Source organism: Pseudomonas sp. Irchel s3b2, from assembly GCF_900187445.1.
GTDB lineage: Bacteria > Pseudomonadota > Gammaproteobacteria > Pseudomonadales > Pseudomonadaceae > Aquipseudomonas.
Map to the genome: position 1 here is coordinate 466839 of NZ_FYEB01000002.1, position 19401 is coordinate 486239.

Below are 19401 nucleotides of genomic sequence, written 5' to 3' on the forward strand. Positions count from 1 at the left end.
CGCCCGTAGGACAGGATCGACGTCTTCGCGGGGACAGTGTCAGTCGATAAACAGATCCGGCATCAGCGTCTCGGTTGAATCAGGCGTGAACCGATAGTGCTCAAATTCCGTTACCCCGTGTTCTTTCAGTACCTCTTCATCGATCAGCAGCCGACCGGTCATGCTGCGACCGCTGCTGTCCAGAATGACGTAAGCAGCATCCGCCATGATCGCGGGTGTGCGGGCATGCTTGAACGATTCGCGTGAGCCGAGCTGAAACTCGATGGCGGCGGTGGCGATCATGGTCTGCGGCCAGAGGGAATTGACGCTGATACCGTAGGGGGCGAATTCCTCGCTCATGCCCAGGGTCAGCATGCTCATCCCGTACTTGGTCACTGTGTAAGGGCTGTACTGGGCGAACCACTTGGTGGCCAGGTTCAGCGGCGGGGACAGGTTGAGGATGTGTCCGCCGGACTTCTTCAGATAGGGCAGGGCCGCCTGGCTGCACAGCAGCACGGCGCGGGTGTTGATCTGATGCATCAGGTCAAAGCGCTTGAGTTCGATGTGTTGCACCCCGGTCAGCTTGATCGCCCCGGCATTGTTGATCAGCGCATCGATGCCGCCGAAATGCTCGCTGGCATCGGCCATGGCCTGCTGCACGACGGTTTCATCGCGAACATCCACCTGCAAGGCCAGCGCCTTGCCGCCGGCGGCTTCGACTTCCGCCGCCACGCTGAAAATCGTGCCAGGCAGTTTGGGGTGAGGGGCAGCGCTTTTGGCGGCAATCACGATGTTGGCCCCATCCTTTGCTGCCCGCAGCGCAATCTCACGCCCGATGCCACGGCTGGCGCCGGTGATGAACAGGGTTTTGCCTTGTAATGACATGCGTGCGCTCCTGAGGGGTGTGATCCGAGCGGATCGAAAGGGCTCGCCAGTCAATGTAGACCAACTCTCCAGCCGACACTGATCGTTCCCACGCAGAGCGTGGGAACGATCGCCTGGTGGGTGTCAGGCCGCCATCACTTCCCGAATATCCGCCGCCAGTTCCAGCACGCGTTCTTCTTCGGTGTCCCACGAGCACATGAACCGCGCGCCGCCGTTGCCGATGAAGGTGTAGAAGCGCCATCCCTTGGCGGTCAGTGCGGCAATGGCCGGTTCCGACAGTTGCAGGAACACGCCATTGGCCTGTACCGGGAACATCAGTTCCACGCCCGGAATGTCGCTTACCAGTTCGGCCAGCAGCTGCGCGCAGTGGTTGGCGTGGCGGGCGTATTTGAGCCAGGCGTCGTTTTCCAGAATCCCGACCCACGGCGCCGAGAGAAAGCGCATCTTCGACGCCAGTTGACCGGCCTGCTTGCAGCGGTAATCGAAGTCTTCGGCGAGTTTGTGGTTGAAGAACAGAATCGCTTCACCCACCGCCATGCCGTTTTTCGTGCCGCCGAAGCACAACACGTCAACGCCGGCCTTCCAGGTCAGGTCCGCTGGCGAGCAGCCAAGAAATGCGCAAGCATTGGAGAAGCGTGCGCCGTCCATGTGCAGGTTCAGGCCCAGTTCTTTGCAGGTGACGCTGATGGCGCGGATTTCATCCGGTGTGTAGACGCTGCCGACTTCGGTGGCCTGGGTCAGGGTCACGACGCGCGGTTTCGGGTAGTGGATGTCCTGGCGCTTGAGGGCGATTTCGCGGATCGATTCTGGGGTCAGCTTGCCGTTTTCGGTGCGGGCGATGAGCAGCTTGGAACCGTTGGAGAAGAATTCCGGTGCGCCGCATTCGTCGGTTTCGACGTGGGCGGTTTCCGAGCAGATCACGCTGTGGTAACTCTGGCACAGTGACGACAGGGCCAACGAGTTGGCCGCGGTGCCGTTGAAGGCGAAGAACACCTCGCAGTCGGTTTCGAACAGTTTGCGGAATTGATCCGAGGCGCGTGCGGTCCACTCATCGTCGCCGTAAGCGCGCTGGTGGCCGTGGTTGGCCTGTTCCATGGCTGCCCAGGCTTCAGGGCAGATACCGGAATAATTGTCGCTGGCGAATTGTTGGCTCTTGTCGGTCATGGCCTGCTTCCGTGATCGAGGCGCTTGTGGCGCTTCGGTGGTCAATGATGGTGCGCACTTTACCGAAGATCGTCCGGGGAGCACACGGGATGTTGCTGTCAGAAAAATACACGGTTGACGGGCAATTATGCACATGACTCAACGGGATGGGGCGCTGGATCTGCTCAAGTGGCTGGCGCTGCTGAGCATGGTGCTCGATCACCTGCGATATGTCGGTTACTCCATCGATTTTCTGTATGTGCCGGGTAGATTGGCATTCCCGTGGTTCTGTTTGGCGATGGCGGCGAACCTGTCGCGAGCCCGTGCAGTAACGACCGACGGCCAGTGGCGCTACCTCGGTTGGTTGTTGCTGTTTAGCGCGCTGAGCGAAATTCCCTATCGGATGTACATTCCTGATCACAACACCTTGAACGTGTTGCCCACGTTGGTTCTGGGTCTGTTGGTCGCCCGTGGCTGGCAGCACAGGATGCTTCAGTCGCGACTACTGGCGGCCGGTGCCTTGTTGCTGGCAGCGCTGTTCCCGGAGCGACTGATGTTCGGTTTCTTCGGCGTGTTGTTGCCGCTGGCGATATTGCTGGTGATCCACCGGCCCTGGTATTTCAGCCTTCTGCCGGGGCTGGTCTGTCTGGCGGCTAATCAATGGCAGGTGCTGTATTACGCCGTTCGATTAGGTAATCAGGTGGCGATGGCGGCTATTGCCACTTGTCTGATTGCGCCATGGCTGGGGGTGGTCTTGTTGCGACACGCCCGTGGCGTAAAACCACCGCCTATGCGCCGCTGGGCATATGCCCTCTATCCTGCGCATTTCCTTGTATTACTTGCCCTGCGCGAAGCTCTCGCATAACCCTGTGGGAGCGGGCTTGCCCGCGAAGACGGCGGCACAGTCAACATTGATATCGCATGACCCACCGCTTTCGCGGGCAAGCCCGCTCCTACAGGGGCGCATGTTGATTTGAGGTTTGTGTTTGGCCTGCCATTTCCCGCCATGTCGTAAACGCACCTTTGCGTGGCGTCCATAGGCATTTGACCTGTCTGCGCCGGTCATACCATCGCATTCAAAGGGCACTGCCGAAATACCAGTGCCTTACCGAGACGAATGGCGCATAGATGCCGCTGGGAGAGACGCGATGTTCAGCAAGCAAGACCAGATCCAGGGTTACGACGATGCACTGCTGGCGGCGATGAATGCCGAGGAGCAACGTCAGGAAGATCACATCGAGCTGATCGCGTCGGAGAACTACACCAGCAAGCGCGTGATGGAAGCGCAAGGCAGCGGCCTGACCAACAAATATGCCGAAGGTTATCCGGGCAAGCGCTACTACGGTGGCTGCGAGCACGTCGACAAGGTTGAAGCCCTGGCCATCGAGCGCGCCAAGCAACTGTTCGGCGCCGATTACGCCAACGTCCAGCCGCACTCCGGTTCCTCGGCCAACAGCGCCGTGTACCTGGCCCTGCTGCAAGCCGGCGACACCATTCTGGGCATGAGCCTGGCCCATGGCGGCCACTTGACCCACGGCGCCAAAGTGTCGTCCTCGGGCAAGCTGTACAACGCCGTGCAGTATGGCATCGACACCAAGACCGGGCTGATCGATTACGACGAAGTCGAGCGCCTGGCCGTCGAATGCAAGCCAAAAATGATCGTTGCCGGCTTCTCGGCCTACTCCAAGACCCTCGACTTCCCACGCTTCCGCCAGATCGCCGACAAGGTCGGTGCGCTGTTGTTCGTCGACATGGCCCACGTTGCCGGTCTGGTCGCTGCTGGTCTGTACCCGAATCCGCTGCCTTACGCCGACGTGGTCACCACCACCACCCACAAGACCCTGCGCGGTCCGCGTGGCGGCCTGATCCTGGCCAAGGCCAACGAAGAAATCGAGAAAAAGCTCAACGCCGCAGTTTTCCCAGGTGCCCAGGGCGGCCCGCTGATGCACGTGATCGCCGGTAAGGCGGTGTGCTTCAAGGAAGCGTTGGAGCCTGGCTTCAAGGCTTATCAGCAACAAGTGATCGACAACGCCCAGGCGATGGCCGGCGTATTTATCAAACGCGGCTACGATGTAGTGTCCGGCGGTACCGATAACCACCTGTTCCTGGTCAGCCTGATCCGTCAGGGCCTCACCGGCAAAGAGGCGGATGCAGCACTCGGTCGCGCCCACATCACCGTGAACAAGAACGCTGTCCCGAACGATCCACAGTCGCCATTCGTGACCTCGGGCCTGCGCATCGGCACCCCGGCGGTGACGACTCGCGGCTTCAAGGTCACCCAGTGCGTCACGCTGGCCGGCTGGATCTGCGACATCCTCGACAACCTCGGCGATGCCGATGTCGAGGCCAATGTCGCGCAGCAAGTGGCAGCCCTGTGCGCGGACTTCCCGGTTTATCGCTGAGCGCGGTTTTGGAGTAAATGACTATGCAACGCTATTCGGGCTTCGGCCTCTTCAAACACTCCCTCAGCCATCACGAAAACTGGCAGAAGATGTGGCGCACGCCGACCCCGAAAAAGGTCTATGACGTGGTCATCGTCGGCGGTGGCGGGCATGGTCTGGCGACCGCTTACTACCTGGCCAAGGAACACGGCATCACCAACGTGGCCGTGGTCGAGAAAGGCTGGCTGGGCGGCGGTAACACCGCGCGCAACACCACCATCGTTCGCTCCAACTACCTGTGGGACGAGTCGGCGCACCTGTACGAACACGCGATGAAACTGTGGGAAGGCCTGTCCCAGGACCTGAACTACAACGTGATGTTCTCCCAGCGTGGCGTTTACAACTTGTGCCACACCCTGCAGGACATTCGTGATTCCGAGCGTCGGGTCAGCGCCAACCGCCTCAACGGCGTGGACGGTGAACTGCTCGATGCCAAACAGGTAGCAGACGAGATTCCGTACCTCGACTGCTCCAAGAACACTCGCTACCCGGTGATGGGCGCAACCGTCCAGCGTCGCGGCGGCGTGGCCCGTCACGATGCCGTGGCGTGGGGCTTTGCCCGTGCTGCCGACGCATTGGGTGTGGACCTGATTCAACAGACCGAAGTGATCGGCTTCCGCAAGGAAAACGGCGTGTGCATCGGTGTGGAAACCAACAAGGGCTTCATCGGCGCCAAGCGCGTTGGTGTGGTCACTGCCGGTAACTCCGGGCACATGGCCAAACTCGCCGGTTTCCGTCTGCCGATCGAATCGCACCCGCTGCAAGCGCTGGTGTCCGAGCCGATCAAGCCGATTATCGACAGCGTGATCATGTCCAACGCCGTACACGGTTACATCAGCCAGTCCGACAAGGGCGACCTGGTGATCGGCGCCGGTATCGACGGCTACAACGGCTACGGCCAGCGCGGTTCGTACCCGGTGATCGAGCACACCATTCAGGCCATCGTCGAGATGTTCCCGGTGCTGTCGCGCGTACGCATGAACCGTCAGTGGGGCGGCATCGTCGATACCACGCCGGATGCATGCCCGATCATTTCGAAAACCCCGGTCCCGAACATGTTCTTCAACTGCGGTTGGGGCACCGGTGGCTTCAAGGCAACACCTGGCTCGGGCAATGTGTTTGCCGCGAGTCTGGCCAAGGGTGAAATGCACCCATTGGCCGCACCTTTCTCCATCGACCGTTTCCACAACGGTGCGTTGATCGACGAACACGGCGCTGCTGCGGTTGCCCACTAACAGGAGAAATCCCCATGTTGCATATCTTCTGTCCTCACTGCGGCGAGTTGCGCTCCGAAGAGGAATTCCATGCATCCGGCCAGGCGCACATCCCGCGCCCACTGGATCCGAACAGCTGCACCGACGAGGAGTGGGGCGACTATATGTTCTTCCGCGATAACCCTCGCGGTCTGCACCACGAGCTGTGGGATCACGTTGCCGGTTGCCGTCAGTACTTCAACGTCACCCGTGACACCGTGACCTACGAGATTCTCGAAACCTACAAGATCGGCACCAAGCCGCAGTTCACCGACAAGACCGACAGCCCGAAAGCGGCCGCCACGGCTCTGGGAGAGAAGGTATGAGCCAGATCAATCGCCTGTCCAACGGCGGACGCATCGACCGCAACAAAGTGCTGAGCTTCACCTTCAACGGCCAGGTCTACAAAGGCTTTGAAGGTGACTCCCTTGCAGCTGCATTGCTGGCCAACGGTGTCGACATCATCGGCCGCAGCTTCAAGTATTCCCGCCCGCGCGGCATCTTCGCCGCCGGTGCCGAAGAGCCGAACGCGGTGCTGCAGATCGGTGCGACCGAAGCCACGCAAATTCCCAACGTGCGCGCCACGCAACAAGCGCTGTATCAAGGTCTGGTCGCTACCAGCACCAACGGCTGGCCAAGCGTGAACAACGACATGATGGGGATTCTCGGCAAGGTCGGCGGCAAGCTGATGCCGCCGGGCTTCTACTACAAAACCTTCATGTACCCGCAATCGTTCTGGATGACCTACGAGAAGTACATTCGTAAGGCTGCCGGTCTTGGCCGCTCGCCGACCGAGAACGATCCGGACACCTACGACTACATGAACCAGCACTGCGACGTGCTGATCGTCGGCGCTGGCCCTGCGGGTCTGGCGGCTGCACTGGCGGCTGCCCGTAGCGGTGCGCGTGTGATCCTGGCCGATGAGCAGGAAGAGTTCGGCGGCAGCCTGCTCGATTCCCGCGAAAGCCTCGACGGCAAACCCGCTACCGAATGGGTTGCCAGCGTCATCGCCGAGCTGAAAAACACCCCGGACGTGCTGCTGTTGCCGCGCGCCACGGTCAACGGTTACCACGACCATAACTTCCTGACCATTCACGAGCGCCTCACCGATCACCTCGGCGACCGCGCCCCGATTGGCCAGGTGCGTCAGCGCATCCACCGGGTTCGCGCCAAGCGTGTCGTGCTGGCGACCGGTACTCATGAGCGTCCACTGGTTTATGGCAACAACGACGTGCCGGGCAACATGCTCGCCGGCGCTGTGTCGACTTACGTGCGCCGTTACGGCGTGGCACCGGGTAAGAAACTGGTGCTGTCGACCAACAACGACCACGCCTACCGCGTTGCTCTGGATTGGCTCGACGCCAGCCTGCAAGTCGTGGCCATCGCCGACGCTCGCAGCAACCCTCGTGGTGCGCTGGTGGAAGAAGCCCGCGCCAAAGGCATTCGCATCCTGACCGGCAGCGCCGTGATCGAGGTCCGTGGCAGCAAGCACGTGACCGCCGCTCGCGTTGCCGCGATTGATGTAAAAGCACACACCGTGACCAGCCCAGGCGAGTGGCTCGATTGCGACCTGGTCGCCAGTTCCGGCGGTTACAGTCCGGTGGTTCACTTGGCCTCGCACTTGGGCGGCAAGCCGACCTGGCGTGAGGACATCCTCGGTTTCGTACCGGGCGAGGCACCGCAGAAACGCGTGTGCGTCGGTGGTATCAACGGCGTCTACGGCCTCGGCGATTCGTTGGCCGACGGTTTCGAAGGTGGTGCTCGTGCCGCTAGCGAAGCCGGTTTCAGCAAGGTCGAAGGCGTATTGCCCAAAGCCCTGAGCCGTCTGGAAGAACCGACGTTGGCGCTGTTTCAGGTGCCGCACGAAAAAGCCACCGCACGGGCGCCGAAGCAATTCGTCGACCTGCAAAACGACGTCACCGCTGCCGCTATCGAACTGGCGACCCGCGAAGGCTTCGAGTCGGTCGAGCACGTCAAACGTTACACCGCACTGGGCTTCGGCACCGATCAGGGCAAGCTCGGCAACGTCAACGGTCTGGCCATCGCCGCCCGTTCGCTGAACGTGACCATCCCGCAGATGGGCACCACCATGTTCCGTCCGAACTACACGCCGGTAACCTTCGGCGCCGTGGCCGGCCGTCACTGTGGGCATATCTTCGAGCCGGTTCGTTTCACCGCGCTGCATCATTGGCACGTGAAGAACGGCGCCGAGTTCGAAGACGTCGGTCAGTGGAAACGTCCATGGTACTTCCCGAAAAACGGTGAAGACCTGCATACCGCCGTGAAGCGCGAATGCAAAGCCGTGCGCGACAGCGTCGGCCTGCTGGATGCTTCGACCCTGGGCAAGATCGACATCCAGGGCCCGGATTCGCGTGAGTTCCTCAACCGTATCTACACCAACGCCTGGACCAAGCTCGATGTGGGCAAGGCGCGTTACGGCCTGATGTGTAAAGAAGACGGCATGGTGTTCGACGACGGCGTGACCGCATGCCTGGCCGACAACCATTTCGTGATGACCACCACCACCGGCGGCGCTGCGCGCGTGCTGCAATGGCTGGAAATCTACCATCAGACCGAATGGCCAGACCTGAAGGTGTACTTCACCTCCGTGACTGACCATTGGGCGACCATGACCCTGTCGGGGCCGAACAGCCGCAAACTGCTCAGCGAAGTCACCGACGTCGATCTGGCCAATGAAGCTTTCCCGTTCATGACCTGGAAAGAAGCTCTAGTTGGCGGCGTACCGGCGCGGATATTCCGGATTTCGTTTACCGGCGAGCTGTCGTACGAAGTCAACGTGCAGGCCGACTACGCCATGGGCGTACTCGAGAAAATCGTCGAGGCCGGGAAGAAGTACAACCTGACTCCGTACGGCACCGAAACCATGCACGTACTACGGGCAGAGAAGGGCTTCATCATTGTCGGTCAGGACACTGACAGCTCGATGACCCCGGACGACCTGAACATGGGCTGGTGTGTCGGTCGCACCAAACCGTTCTCGTGGATCGGCTGGCGTGGCATGAACCGCGAAGACTGTGTGCGTGATCAGCGCAAACAGCTGGTCGGTCTGAAGCCGATCGATCCGACCAAATGGCTGCCGGAAGGTGCGCAACTGGTGTTCAACACCAAGCAAACCATCCCGATGACCATGGTCGGCCACGTGACCTCCAGCTACCTGCACAACTCCCTCGGCTATTCGTTTGCCATGGGTGTGGTCAAGGGCGGTTTGAAGCGCATCGGTGAGCGTGTGTTCGCACCGCTGGCCGACGGCAGCGTGATCGAGGCGGAAATCGTTTCTTCGGTGTTCTTCGATCCTAAAGGCGATCGCCAGAACGTGTGATTGCCGGGTGCGGTTTCCCTCTGTAGGAGCTGGCTTGCCAGCGAAGGCGTCAAGTCCGGACACCGAGTCGTCTGGATCGCCAGCAAGCCGGCTCCTACAGGGTCAGCAACCACACCATCAACAGAATTCAGGAACAGGTGCTTTATGACCGCAGCCAATGTTTACCAACAACGCCCAACCACCGGGGCCAAGGCCGAGTCGTCGCTGCATCATGCCGACCTCGCCAGCCTGGTGGGCAAGGGTCGCAAGAACGCCGGCGTTATCGTGCGTGAGAAAAAACTCCTCGGTCACCTGACCATCCGTGGTGATGGCCACGATCCTGCGTTCGCCGCTGGCGTGCACAAGGCTCTCGGCCTGGAACTGCCAGCTGCGCTGACCGTGGTGATCAAAGGCGAAACCAGCCTGCAATGGATGGGGCCGGATGAATGGCTGCTGATCGTGCCGACCGGTGAAGAATTCGCCGCCGAGCAAAAACTCCGCAAAGCGTTGGGCGACCTGCACATCCAGATCGTCAACGTCAGCGGCGGCCAGCAGATCCTTGAACTGAGCGGCCCGAACGTGCGTCAGGTGCTGATGAAATCCACCAGCTATGACGTGCACCCCAACAACTTCCCGGTGGGCAAGGCTGTCGGTACGGTGTTCGCCAAGTCGCAGCTGATGATCCGCCACACTGCCGAAGACACTTGGGAACTGCTGATCCGCCGCAGCTTCTCGGATTACTGGTGGTTGTGGTTGCAGGATGCCTCTGCTGAGTTCGGGCTTAGCGTCCAGGCGTAATGATCGTTCCCACGCTCCGCGTGGGAATGCATCCCGGGACGCTCCGCGTCCCAAAGCGGACGCAGAGCGTCCATGGCGGCGTTCCCATGCAGAGCGTGGGAACGATCAGATAGGAGTCACCGCACTATGAGCCGCGCACCAGACACATGGATTCTGACCGCCGACTGCCCCAGCGTCCTCGGCACTGTGGATGCGGTGACCCGCTTTCTGTTCGAGCAGGGCTGCTACGTCACCGAGCACCACTCCTTCGATGACCGGCTCTCGGGCCGTTTCTTCATTCGCGTGGAATTCCGTCAACCCGACGGCTTCGACGAACAAGCCTTTCGCGCAGGTTTGGCAGAGCGCGGTGAAGCCTTCGGGATGATCTTCGAGCTGACCCCGCCGCACCACCGGCCAAAAGTGGTGATCATGGTCTCCAAGGCCGATCACTGCCTCAACGACTTGCTCTATCGCCAGCGCATCGGCCAGTTGTCGATGGACGTGGTCGCCGTGGTCTCCAACCACCCGGACCTCAAGCCGTTGGCCGACTGGCATCAGATTCCGTACTACCACTTTCCGCTGGACCCGAACGACAAGCCGGCGCAGGAGCGTCAGGTCTGGCAGGTGATCGAAGAGGCCGGCGCCGAATTGGTAGTTCTTGCCCGCTACATGCAAGTGCTGTCGCCGGAGCTGTGCCGCAAACTCGATGGCAAGGCAATCAATATCCACCACTCCCTGCTGCCGGGTTTCAAAGGCGCCAAGCCGTATCACCAGGCCTACAACAAGGGCGTGAAACTGGTCGGCGCCACGGCGCACTACATCAACAACGACCTGGACGAAGGCCCGATCATCGCCCAGGGAGTCGAGGCGGTTGATCACAGTCATTATCCCGAAGACCTGATTGCCAAGGGCCGGGATATCGAAGGACTGACCTTGGCGCGGGCCGTGGGTTATCACATTGAGCGACGTGTGTTTTTGAACGCCAACCGCACGGTTGTTCTTTAGATCGCTTTCGCGGGCAAGTCGGATCGCCGCACCGCTCGCTCCTACAGGATTGAGGTGGCCCGCCAAAAATGGGAGCGACTTCAATCCTGTAGGAGCGAGCGGTGCGGCGATCCGACTTGCCCGCGAAGGGGCCCTGACAGACAACGCAAAAACACACAGGCAACAACCCGAGCAATCAACGCGCCGCCGATCCATGGCGACGCGACCGCTACATAAAAACAACAGCGAGGTGAAAGCATGTCTGGTAATCGTGGTGTCGTGTATCTCGGCGCAGGCAAGGTCGAAGTACAGAAAATCGACTATCCCAAAATGCAGGACCCGCGCGGCAGGAAGATCGAACACGCTGTCATCCTGCGCGTAGTTTCCACCAACATCTGTGGTTCCGACCAGCACATGGTGCGCGGTCGTACCACCGCCCAGACCGGTCTGGTGCTGGGTCACGAGATCACCGGTGAAGTGATCGAGAAGGGCAGCGGCGTCGAGAACCTGCAGATCGGCGATCTGGTATCGGTACCCTTCAACGTTGCATGTGGCCGTTGCCGTTCGTGCAAAGAACAGCACACCGGCGTCTGCCTGAGCGTCAACCCGGCGCGTCCGGGCGGTGCTTACGGTTATGTCGACATGGGCGACTGGACCGGTGGCCAGGCTGAATACGCGATGGTGCCGTACGCCGACTTCAACCTGCTGAAACTCCCGGATCGCGACAAGGCCATGGAGAAAATCCGCGACCTGACCTGCCTCTCCGACATCCTGCCGACCGGTTACCACGGCGCCGTGACCGCCGGCGTTGGCCCAGGCAGCACTGTATACATCGCGGGCGCTGGCCCGGTCGGTCTGGCGGCTGCCGCTTCGGCGCGCTTGCTGGGCGCTGCAGTGGTGATCATCGGTGACGTCAACCCGATCCGCCTGGCTCACGCCAAGGCTCAGGGTTTCGAAATCGCCGACCTGTCGACAGACACCCCACTGCACGAACAAATCGCCGCGCTGCTGGGTGAACCAGAAGTGGATTGCGCCGTCGATGCCGTAGGTTTCGAAGCCCGCGGCCACGGTCATGCCGGCGTGAAACACGAAGCCCCGGCGACCGTGCTTAACTCCCTGATGGGCGTGGTTCGCGTTGCCGGCAAGATCGGTATCCCTGGCCTGTACGTGACTGAAGATCCGGGTGCGGTGGATGCGGCCGCGAAAATGGGCAGCCTGAGCATTCGCTTCGGTCTGGGCTGGGCCAAATCCCACAGCTTCCACACCGGCCAGACGCCAGTGATGAAGTACAACCGCCAGCTGATGCAGGCGATCATGTGGGATCGCATCAAGATTGCCGACATCGTTGGGGTTGAGGTGATCAGCCTGGATGATGCACCACGGGGTTATGGCGAGTTCGATGCGGGCGTGCCGAAGAAGTTTGTGATTGATCCGCATAAGTTGTTTAGTGCGGCGTAATAGCTACAGATAAAAAGGGCGACTTCAGGTCGCCCTTTTTAATTTATGCGTGCATTGCTTGTGCGAATGGCTGTATTTGTTCTGTGCGGGCTGTTTTTGAGTTGGTTCAAAGCATTTAATTTTTTCTCGGCATTTACTAGTTGTTTGTCTAATGAATGTATTGTTGTGCGGAGAAATTTTTGCTCATCGGGTTCGATTGATGTTTTATATCGTGTGAGCAATGTGTTTATTGTCTTGCGTCTTTCGGATAGGAAGACAGGTAAGAGTTCGTCTGGTACTTCTATTTTTTTGTTGCTCATCGATTCTGGTAGGTGAGTATTTTCTGGCGGAGGCAGGCCAGTTTGGTTTTTCGTCGGTGTTGAACTGTTGGTTGTCGTACTATCAGCGCTGATTTTTTTATAAGTCCCTGCTAACGGATTTTTGGATAGATCAGTGGTCGTGATAGATGTCCTCTTGGGTGTTCTGAAATTCAGCTTGTTTCCGGTTCCTTTTAATAAGCTCATCAATAGATTGGAATGTCCTGTGGGATCAACCGCATTTACCGGATCCCCTACGCAATACGCATACGCATTCAACCCTCCCTTCCCAAACGGACTCCAACTGTCCGGACTGTTAAACCGCATCAACACCGGGTTAAAAGCCCGATACCCATTCCCTAACAAATAATGTCCGGTCACCGGATCCGGTCTTTCGCCATTGAAGCCGAGCAGGCTGAGCAGGCTGAGCAAGCTGTTCTGCGCTGGACAATGACCGTACGGCGAATAGGCGAGGGGATGTAGTCGAGTCGCATCGAGCACGTTCAGCACCGAACGCTGTTGATCAGTGGCAAGCAATTGCGTTTCCACAGTGCCGCTCTGGCGCTGTTGTTGCGCCAGCAGTTGATCTTCGTGCCGCATGATCGAACGCTGCACCGTGCCTTGAATCTCGGTGGCGAGGCGATCTTTCAGGTAGAAGCGCTGGGTGGTGGTTTTCGCTATTGGGATGCAATCGACCAATCGATTGAGTGCATCATATTGGTAACGACAAAGTGAAGTTTCATAGTCGGTTTGCACGATATAGAACTCCGAAAGACTATTTATACGGTTTCTTGCTTTTATCGCTATCGCAGCAGTTTTTAGTCCTGATTAAACTGGCTGAAAAAATTTATTTCCTCTGCCACTGTCGATTCGCCTCGTCTTACTCTGTTCATTCCGTCGAGCACTCTCATGATATCGTTTGGGTCTGCATTGTTTGGAGCATGTTCAAATACGAGTGTCATATCGCTCAATAACTCGTCATTTGTTGTAAGTGCGTAGTTCGGGGGGCGGAATAGCGAGCCAGTTTGCCTCGGGTTTGAGGGTGGTGTATTTTGGCTCGATGATCGTGACGTCGAATTGAGGTCCGATATGGGAGATCGGGTTCTTCGAGTTACTTGCATTGTGGATATCCCAACGTCAGGATGAGGGGCTCTTGTTAATTGTGCTACATCGTTTTGAACTGTCGAGATTACGGCACGCCTGAATGGATTGAGTCTGTTCGTTAAGTTTTGCGCAGCGCGCGATAGCCACCTGATACCCTCTAAAAATGACCAGTGCCCGTTTGGATCGCGCCGATTAACTGGATCCCCCACGCAATACAGATACGCATTCACCCCCCCCCCTCCCCAAACGGACTCCAACTGTCCGGGCTGTTAAACCGCATCAACACCGGGTTAAACGCCCGATAACCATTACCCAGCAAATAACACCCCGTCACCGGATCCGGCCGTTCGCCATTGAAACCGAGCAGGCTGAGCAAGCCGTTCTCCGGCAGTCGATGGCCGTAGGGGGTATAGGCGAAGGGATGGAGGCGAGCCGTATCGAGTGCGATCAACACCGAACGCTGTTGATCAGTGGCAAGCAATTGGGTTTCCACGGCGCCACTCTGGCGCTGTTGTTGCGCCAGCAACTGATCCTCGTGTTGCATGATCGAAAGCTGCATAGCACCCCGAATCTCGGTGGCGAGGCGATCTTTCAGGTAGAAGCGCTGGGTGTTCAGTTGTGTCGGCGGCACGCAATCGACCAAGCGATCCAGTGGGTCGTAGAGGTAGCGGCAGAGCACGGACAGACGGTTCGTCGGCATGGGCTGGGCTCTTTCTGAAAGGAGTGTCGATCCAGGCTTTCACTCTCGCGCAATCAGCTAAAGTTGCCTACTAGCAGAACTGATAGGGCGAAACACGAAGCCCGGCGATCGTATTCAACTCCCTGATGGGCGTGGTTCGCGTGGCCGGCAAAATCGGTATCCCTGGCCTGTACGTGACCGAGGATCCAGATGCTGTGGATGCGGTTGCGAAAATGGGCAGCCTGAGCATTCGCTTCGGTCTGGGCTGGGCCAAATCCCACCGCTTCCACACCGGCCAGACGCCAGTGATGAAGTACAACCGACAACTGATGCAGGTGATCATGTGGGACCGCATCAAGATTGCCGACATCGTTGGGGTTGAGGTGATCAGCCTGGATGACGCGCCACGGGGTTATGGCGAGTTCGATGCGGGTGTGCCGAAAAAGTTTGTGATTGATCCATAAGTTGTTCAGTGCGGCGTAAGGGCTACTTTAAATATTGAGTCAAACTTGGCGGTTAAGTACCGGATTTTGAATCTCGACGGATTTGGTAATTTAGAGGTGCAGGGGTGTATCGTGGCAATGTGGCTTCATCATGTAATGCGTAGAGTTTATTTAATATTCCCCTGACTTCACGAATGTCATGTTCTATTGCACTCAAGGCGGAGATCTGTTCGGGGTCGTGTCTTAGTATCTCGAGATAGTCCATATCACCATTGGACCGTCTTATCGCTTGTTCAAATCTGAAACCTATATCTGGCTCTCTGAGTTCCGTGTCTGGATAGAGTTTTTGATAAGAAGGAGGTGGCTCTTCTTGGTAAGAAATGTCATAGGGTGCGGTGCTTTTTCTGGATGTCTCCGAGGATATCGACGAGCGGGATAAACTTGAGATAGACGTGCGACCTGAATCGGATGTTATGGGCAAAGGTGAGGGACGTGCTAGCGGGTTCAAGAATCGTCCGGTTTCTGTAGTGTGGTTGCTGGCTCGAGCTACGCGCGGTGTCCGCCCAAGCAAATTAAGAAATCCCTTGAACGGATTTCCAATATGCCCTGTCGGATCGACTCGGTTCATCGGATCCCCCACACAATACGCATACGCATTCAATCCACCCTCCCCAAACGGACTCCAACTGTCCGGGCTATTAAACCGCATCAATACCGGATTAAACGCCCGATAGCCATTCCCCAACAAATAACACCCCGTCACCGGATCCGGCCGTTCGCCATTGAAGCCAAGCAGGCTGAGCAAGCCGTTCTCCGGCAGACGATGGCCGTAGGGGGTATAGGCGATGGGATGGAGGCGAGCCGTATCGAGTGCGATCAACACCGAACGCTGTTGATCAGTGGCAAGCAAACGCGTTTCCACGCTACCGCTCTGGCGCTGTTGCTGCGCTAGCAGTTGATCGTCGTGCTGCAGGATCGAACGCTGCACCACGCCCTGGATTTCGGTGGCCAGGCGATCTTTCAGGTAGAAACGTTGAACACTGGCCTGCGCAGAAGGCGTGCAATCAACCAGTCGATCCAGCGGATCGTAGTGATAGCGGCAGAGTAACGTTTCGCCTTTTGGCAGCATGGCCGGGTTTCCTGAATAAGGTCTTCGATTCAGGGTTTTACAGTGACGCAATTGCTGGGGGCTGCCTACTGGCAGAACTGATAGGGTCAGAAAGCGCAGAGAAAAATGAACAGCTCCGCGAGGAACATGCCGACGCATGCTAGGTCAAACCGGCAGCTTTTCCGTCCGTCAATCGGGCGGTTTTCATGGCACATGAGGATGTCGGGATGAAGATTTCACGCGGTTTTGCATTGGCTTCGCTGTTGGCCCTGTTCGCCAGCCCGGTCTTCGCACAGTTCAGCCTCAGCGATGCGGTCAATGCGGTTTCGGCGATGCAGGGCGACGAGGGCAACGAGGGCAACGAGGGCGATGGTGCCGTGGCGGCGGCACCCAAGGCTGCCGGTTTGCTCAATACGCTAGGCTCGCAGCTCGACATCACCCCGGAACAGGCCGTGGGCGGTGCCGGTGCGATGTTGGGGCTGGCCAGGAACCAACTCAGCGGTGAAGACTTTTCCGAGCTGAGTAAAAACGTGCCGGGCCTCAGTCAGATTGCCGGTAACAGTGCCATCGGCGGCCTGAACGGCTTGGGTGGGCTGCTAGGCGCGGGATCGGACAAGAATGCTTTGCTCGATGGTTTGCTGGGTAACGTCAGGGACACCAACGACCTCAACAACGCCTTCAGCGCCCTGGGCATGGACACTGGCATGATCGGCCTGTTTGCTCCGGTGATTCTGCAATACCTCGGTCAGCAAGGCGTTGCCGGTTCGCTGCTGCAAAACCTCGGCGGGATCTGGGGCACCGGCACCGGTAGTTGATCAGTGGCTTTCGGCGCGCAACGCGTCGATACGCCGGTCTTTTTCGATCCAGAGCTGATTGACCCAGTTCTGGACCTTTTCCCGAAACAGCGCATCGTTTTCATAATCGCCTTGCCACAACGCCGGGTCGAGTACGCGGGTCTTGATGTCGATGATCACCCTCGGCACGTGGCCGCTGATCAAATCCCAGAACCCCGGAATTTTCTGCTGCGGGTAAACAACCGTCACATCGAGAATCGCATCCAGTTGTTCGCCCATCGCCGCCAGCACGAAGGCCACGCCACCGGCCTTGGGCTTGAGCAGGTGGGTGAACGGTGATTGCTGCTGGGTACTTTTCGCCGTGGTGAAGCGAGTGCCTTCCAGGTAATTGACCACCGTCACCGGTTGACGCTTGTACAACTCGCAGGCTTGTTTGGTGATGTCCAGGTCCTTGCCGGTCAGCTCCGGATTTTTCGCCAGAAACGCCTTGGTGTAGCGCTTCATGAACGGGTAATCCAGCGCCCACCAGGCCAGCCCCAGGAACGGCACCCAGATCAGTTCTTTCTTGAGGAAGAATTTGAAGAACGGCGTGCGCCGGTTCAACGTCTGGATCAGCGCCGGGATGTCGACCCAGGATTGATGGTTGCTGATTATCAGGTATGAGGTGTCGCGGTGCAGATCGTCACCGCCGCGAATGTCCCATTGCGTGGGAATGCACAGACGGAAGATCAGCTTGTCGATCTCGGCCCAGGTTTCGGCAATCCACATCACCGCCGACGAGGCGTTATCGCGAAAGTGACCGGGAAGGAGCAGTTTGAGCAGTGCGAACACCATCAGCGGCCCGAACAGGACCAAGGTGTTGAGCAACAGCAGCAGGGTAACGAAACAGCCGGTGAGCAGGCGGCGCATAAGCAACTCTTGAACGCGTGTGGGCGCGCCATGATAAGCAGCTTCGGGAGGCAGGCCAAATTGATGGTGACGAATGTTTCACGTTTGGACCATTAATCTCCTCATACCGATCGTTCCCACGCTCTGCGTGGGAATGCAGCCCGGGACGCTCCGCGTCCCCAAAGCGTGACGCAGAGCGTCACATGAGGCATTACCACGCGGAGCGTGGGAACGATCATCCAGACAACGGTCTAAAATCCCGCTGCCCACTTTCAAAGGAAGCCCCTTACGTGAAATCTCTCCTGGCACTGCTTTCCCTCGTGGCCCTGCCAGTCCTGGCCGCCGAACCGACCCTGTACGGGCGTTACGAATACATCGCACTGCCGGAAATCGGCGGCGAAGTCCTCAAAGCCAAAATGGACACCGGCGCCCTGACCGCATCGCTGTCGGCCAAAGACATCGAAACCTTCACCCGAGACGGCGACGAGTGGGTACGTTTCCGCCTCGCCACCAAAGGCGCCAGCAACAAGGTTTACGAACACAAGGTTGCCCGGATCAGCAAGATCAAGACCCGCTCCGAAGAAGACGAGGATGACAAGGAAACGATCGAACCGACCAAGCGTCCGGTGGTCGATCTGGAGTTGTGTCTGGGTAACGTCAAGCGCACCGTCGAGGTCAACCTCACCGACCGTAGCAGTTTCAACTATCCGTTGCTGATTGGTGCCAAGGCGTTGCGAGAGTTTGGGGCGGCGGTGAATCCGGCTCGGCGGTTTACGGCGGATAAGCCGGATTGTTGAATGGTGGAGGGCTAATCAATCACGGATTCGGCCAGGTTCGAGTTCAAGCTTACGGGCTACCGCATTAAGCGTAGCTTGTGGGTAATTAGGGTCGGACGGGTTCATTTGTTGAATCGCATCGTAATAGCTTGGTGGGGACGAATTTTGTGCGGCATGGAAATTAGGTGGTTGATCTACAGCTGCTTGCATAGCAACGTTTTCCTGATGATAGGTATCCCGCCGCCCGCCCTGTCGGGCCATTAACCTGTTTGCGCGATGTTGGCTTTTTAGGGAAAGCGAAGCTGTAGTCGTGGGCGATGAAGCTGTGAGCTCTGCCGAAGCATTGCTCATTGGGGCGGTTGGCGGAGTGTGTTGTGTCAAACTGTTCACCGAGGAGGTGGCAGGCAGATCAAGGGCGGACGATCTTCCAGCATTGCTTGACGTTCCATCCATCAGAGAACGACGCATTTTCGAGAGAGGGCGGCGGAACTTCAGGACGGCCTTTAATGCAGTGTAGAAACTGTGCCCCGTCTGATCCATACGATTAACCGGATCCCCCGCGCAATATGCATAAGCATTCAACCCACCCTCCCCAAACGGACTCCAACTGTCCGGACTGTTAAACCGCATCAATACTGAATTGAACTGCCGATACCCATTACCCAAATGATAATGCCCGGTCACCGGATCCGACCGTTCGCCGTTGAACCCCAGCAAACTGAGCAAACCATTTAATGGGCGATGGCCGTAGGGCGTGTAGGCGAAGGCGTGAGGCGAAGTCGCATCAAGCGCGTGTAATACCGAACGCTGCTGATCAGTCGTTAGTAAAGTGGTATCAACCTTAGGCCCCTCGCAATGCCGCTGCGCCAACAACTGGTCTTCGTGCTGCACGATGCTGCGTTGCACCGTGTCTTGAATTTCAGTGGTCAGGCGACTTTTGCAGTAAAAGCGCTGGATAACAGCCTGTTCGACAGGGGCACTACCGGCCTGGCGATCGAGTGGGTCGTAGTGGTAGCGACACAATAGTGTTGTGTGAGGGGAGGCAGGCATTTGATAGCGCTCCGTGCAGAATCC

17 protein-coding genes and 1 pseudogene are annotated in these 19401 nt (G+C 58.3%); 11 read left to right on the forward strand and 7 right to left on the reverse strand.

Translation table 11 applies throughout. From position 1 onward, the window contains the following. Window positions 1-39: 39 nt before the first annotated feature. Both CKW20_RS08990 and CKW20_RS08995 read right to left on the reverse strand, forming a co-directional pair. Entirely contained in the window at window positions 40-864 is an 825-nt protein-coding gene (locus tag CKW20_RS08990; protein WP_095052610.1) for an NAD(P)-dependent oxidoreductase, read from the reverse strand. A 123-nt stretch (window positions 865-987) separates the two neighbouring features. Then, the gene (locus tag CKW20_RS08995; RefSeq protein WP_095052611.1) at window positions 988-2028 is read right to left on the reverse strand and encodes a low specificity L-threonine aldolase; all 1041 of its coding nucleotides are present in this window, start codon (window positions 2026-2028) and stop codon (window positions 988-990) included. A 127-nt stretch (window positions 2029-2155) separates the two neighbouring features. Between CKW20_RS08995 and CKW20_RS09000 the strand changes: the two genes are divergently transcribed. The 8 genes from CKW20_RS09000 to fdhA all read left to right on the forward strand — a co-directional run bounded on the left by CKW20_RS09000 (window position 2156) and on the right by fdhA (window position 12239). After that, the gene (locus CKW20_RS09000; protein WP_095052612.1) at window positions 2156-2872 is read left to right on the forward strand and encodes a TraX family protein; all 717 of its coding nucleotides are present in this window, start codon (window positions 2156-2158) and stop codon (window positions 2870-2872) included. A gap of 283 nt (window positions 2873-3155) precedes the next feature. Beyond that, window positions 3156-4409 carry a serine hydroxymethyltransferase gene (gene glyA, locus CKW20_RS09005; protein ID WP_095052613.1) on the forward strand — a complete coding sequence of 418 codons (1254 nt, stop codon included), beginning with the start codon at window positions 3156-3158 and terminating at the stop codon, window positions 4407-4409. A gap of 23 nt (window positions 4410-4432) precedes the next feature. Further along, the gene (locus CKW20_RS09010) at window positions 4433-5683 is read left to right on the forward strand and encodes a sarcosine oxidase subunit beta (RefSeq protein ID WP_007947735.1); all 1251 of its coding nucleotides are present in this window, start codon (window positions 4433-4435) and stop codon (window positions 5681-5683) included. Between the two features lie 14 nt (window positions 5684-5697). Beyond that, entirely contained in the window at window positions 5698-6027 is a 330-nt protein-coding gene (locus tag CKW20_RS09015; RefSeq protein ID WP_007907563.1) for a sarcosine oxidase subunit delta, read from the forward strand. Beyond that, window positions 6024-9041, forward strand: coding sequence for a sarcosine oxidase subunit alpha (locus CKW20_RS09020; RefSeq protein ID WP_095052614.1), 3018 nt, complete (start codon window positions 6024-6026; stop codon window positions 9039-9041). The genes CKW20_RS09015 and CKW20_RS09020 overlap by 4 nt, the downstream gene beginning before the upstream one ends. 144 nt (window positions 9042-9185) lie before the next feature. Then, complete coding sequence (locus CKW20_RS09025) at window positions 9186-9818, forward strand: sarcosine oxidase subunit gamma (protein ID WP_095052615.1); 633 nt, start codon at window positions 9186-9188, stop codon at window positions 9816-9818. A gap of 126 nt (window positions 9819-9944) precedes the next feature. Continuing rightward, a complete protein-coding gene (gene purU / locus CKW20_RS09030; protein ID WP_095052616.1) occupies window positions 9945-10802 on the forward strand; it encodes a formyltetrahydrofolate deformylase in 858 nt (285 codons plus the stop codon). Window positions 10803-11039: 237 nt separating this feature from the next. Beyond that, on the forward strand, window positions 11040-12239 hold the full coding sequence (gene fdhA / locus CKW20_RS09035) for a formaldehyde dehydrogenase, glutathione-independent (protein WP_095052617.1): 1200 nt from the start codon (window positions 11040-11042) through the stop codon (window positions 12237-12239). Window positions 12240-12277: 38 nt separating this feature from the next. Here the strand turns inward: fdhA and CKW20_RS29820 are convergent, their stop codons facing one another. Both CKW20_RS29820 and CKW20_RS09045 read right to left on the reverse strand, forming a co-directional pair. Beyond that, window positions 12278-13291, reverse strand: coding sequence for an RHS repeat-associated core domain-containing protein (locus CKW20_RS29820; RefSeq protein WP_256585007.1), 1014 nt, complete (start codon window positions 13289-13291; stop codon window positions 12278-12280). A 574-nt stretch (window positions 13292-13865) separates the two neighbouring features. Then, window positions 13866-14339 carry an RHS repeat-associated core domain-containing protein gene (locus CKW20_RS09045; RefSeq protein WP_371857411.1) on the reverse strand — a complete coding sequence of 158 codons (474 nt, stop codon included), beginning with the start codon at window positions 14337-14339 and terminating at the stop codon, window positions 13866-13868. 101 nt (window positions 14340-14440) lie between these two features. Between CKW20_RS09045 and CKW20_RS09050 the strand changes: the two are divergent. Beyond that, a pseudogene (locus tag CKW20_RS09050) lies at window positions 14441-14782 on the forward strand (formaldehyde dehydrogenase, glutathione-independent); the annotation flags it as partial. 52 nt (window positions 14783-14834) lie between these two features. Here CKW20_RS09050 and CKW20_RS09055 read toward each other — a convergent pair. Beyond that, complete coding sequence (locus tag CKW20_RS09055; protein WP_095052618.1) at window positions 14835-15890, reverse strand: RHS repeat-associated core domain-containing protein; 1056 nt, start codon at window positions 15888-15890, stop codon at window positions 14835-14837. Between the two features lie 206 nt (window positions 15891-16096). Here CKW20_RS09055 and CKW20_RS09060 point away from each other — a divergent pair, with 206 nt between their 5' ends. Further along, window positions 16097-16684 carry a DUF2780 domain-containing protein gene (locus CKW20_RS09060; RefSeq protein ID WP_095052619.1) on the forward strand — a complete coding sequence of 196 codons (588 nt, stop codon included), beginning with the start codon at window positions 16097-16099 and terminating at the stop codon, window positions 16682-16684. On the opposite strand, the gene CKW20_RS09065 is transcribed toward CKW20_RS09060, so the two are convergent. After that, a complete protein-coding gene (locus CKW20_RS09065) occupies window positions 16685-17572 on the reverse strand; it encodes an acyltransferase (protein WP_095052620.1) in 888 nt (295 codons plus the stop codon). It lies immediately after the preceding gene. A gap of 269 nt (window positions 17573-17841) precedes the next feature. Between CKW20_RS09065 and CKW20_RS09070 the strand changes: the two genes are divergently transcribed. Next, window positions 17842-18348, forward strand: coding sequence for an ATP-dependent zinc protease (locus CKW20_RS09070; protein ID WP_095052621.1), 507 nt, complete (start codon window positions 17842-17844; stop codon window positions 18346-18348). A 15-nt stretch (window positions 18349-18363) separates the two neighbouring features. Here the strand turns inward: CKW20_RS09070 and CKW20_RS09075 are convergent, their stop codons facing one another. Next, window positions 18364-19377: an RHS repeat-associated core domain-containing protein gene (locus CKW20_RS09075; RefSeq protein ID WP_095052622.1), complete on the reverse strand. Its 1014-nt coding sequence runs from the start codon at window positions 19375-19377 to the stop codon at window positions 18364-18366. Between the last annotated feature and the right edge of the window lie 24 nt (window positions 19378-19401).

Excerpts from the sequence above, each read along its gene's own strand:
- CKW20_RS09000 (WP_095052612.1), top strand. The coding sequence starts at position 2,156 with ATGCACATGACTCAACGGGATGGGGCGCTGGATCTGCTCAAGTGGCTG.
- CKW20_RS09010 (WP_007947735.1), top strand. The coding sequence starts at position 4,433 with ATGCAACGCTATTCGGGCTTCGGCCTCTTCAAACACTCCCTCAGCCAT.
- CKW20_RS09025 (WP_095052615.1), top strand. The coding sequence starts at position 9,186 with ATGACCGCAGCCAATGTTTACCAACAACGCCCAACCACCGGGGCCAAG.
- CKW20_RS09020 (WP_095052614.1), top strand. The coding sequence starts at position 6,024 with ATGAGCCAGATCAATCGCCTGTCCAACGGCGGACGCATCGACCGCAAC.
- CKW20_RS09045 (WP_371857411.1), bottom strand. The coding sequence starts at position 14,339 with ATGCCGACGAACCGTCTGTCCGTGCTCTGCCGCTACCTCTACGACCCA.
- CKW20_RS08995 (WP_095052611.1), bottom strand. The coding sequence starts at position 2,028 with ATGACCGACAAGAGCCAACAATTCGCCAGCGACAATTATTCCGGTATC.
- purU (WP_095052616.1), top strand. The coding sequence starts at position 9,945 with ATGAGCCGCGCACCAGACACATGGATTCTGACCGCCGACTGCCCCAGC.
- CKW20_RS09055 (WP_095052618.1), bottom strand. The coding sequence starts at position 15,890 with ATGCTGCCAAAAGGCGAAACGTTACTCTGCCGCTATCACTACGATCCG.
- CKW20_RS09075 (WP_095052622.1), bottom strand. The coding sequence starts at position 19,377 with ATGCCTGCCTCCCCTCACACAACACTATTGTGTCGCTACCACTACGAC.
- fdhA (WP_095052617.1), top strand. The coding sequence starts at position 11,040 with ATGTCTGGTAATCGTGGTGTCGTGTATCTCGGCGCAGGCAAGGTCGAA.
- CKW20_RS09060 (WP_095052619.1), top strand. The coding sequence starts at position 16,097 with ATGAAGATTTCACGCGGTTTTGCATTGGCTTCGCTGTTGGCCCTGTTC.
- glyA (WP_095052613.1), top strand. The coding sequence starts at position 3,156 with ATGTTCAGCAAGCAAGACCAGATCCAGGGTTACGACGATGCACTGCTG.
- CKW20_RS09065 (WP_095052620.1), bottom strand. The coding sequence starts at position 17,572 with ATGCGCCGCCTGCTCACCGGCTGTTTCGTTACCCTGCTGCTGTTGCTC.
- CKW20_RS09015 (WP_007907563.1), top strand. The coding sequence starts at position 5,698 with ATGTTGCATATCTTCTGTCCTCACTGCGGCGAGTTGCGCTCCGAAGAG.
- CKW20_RS08990 (WP_095052610.1), bottom strand. The coding sequence starts at position 864 with ATGTCATTACAAGGCAAAACCCTGTTCATCACCGGCGCCAGCCGTGGC.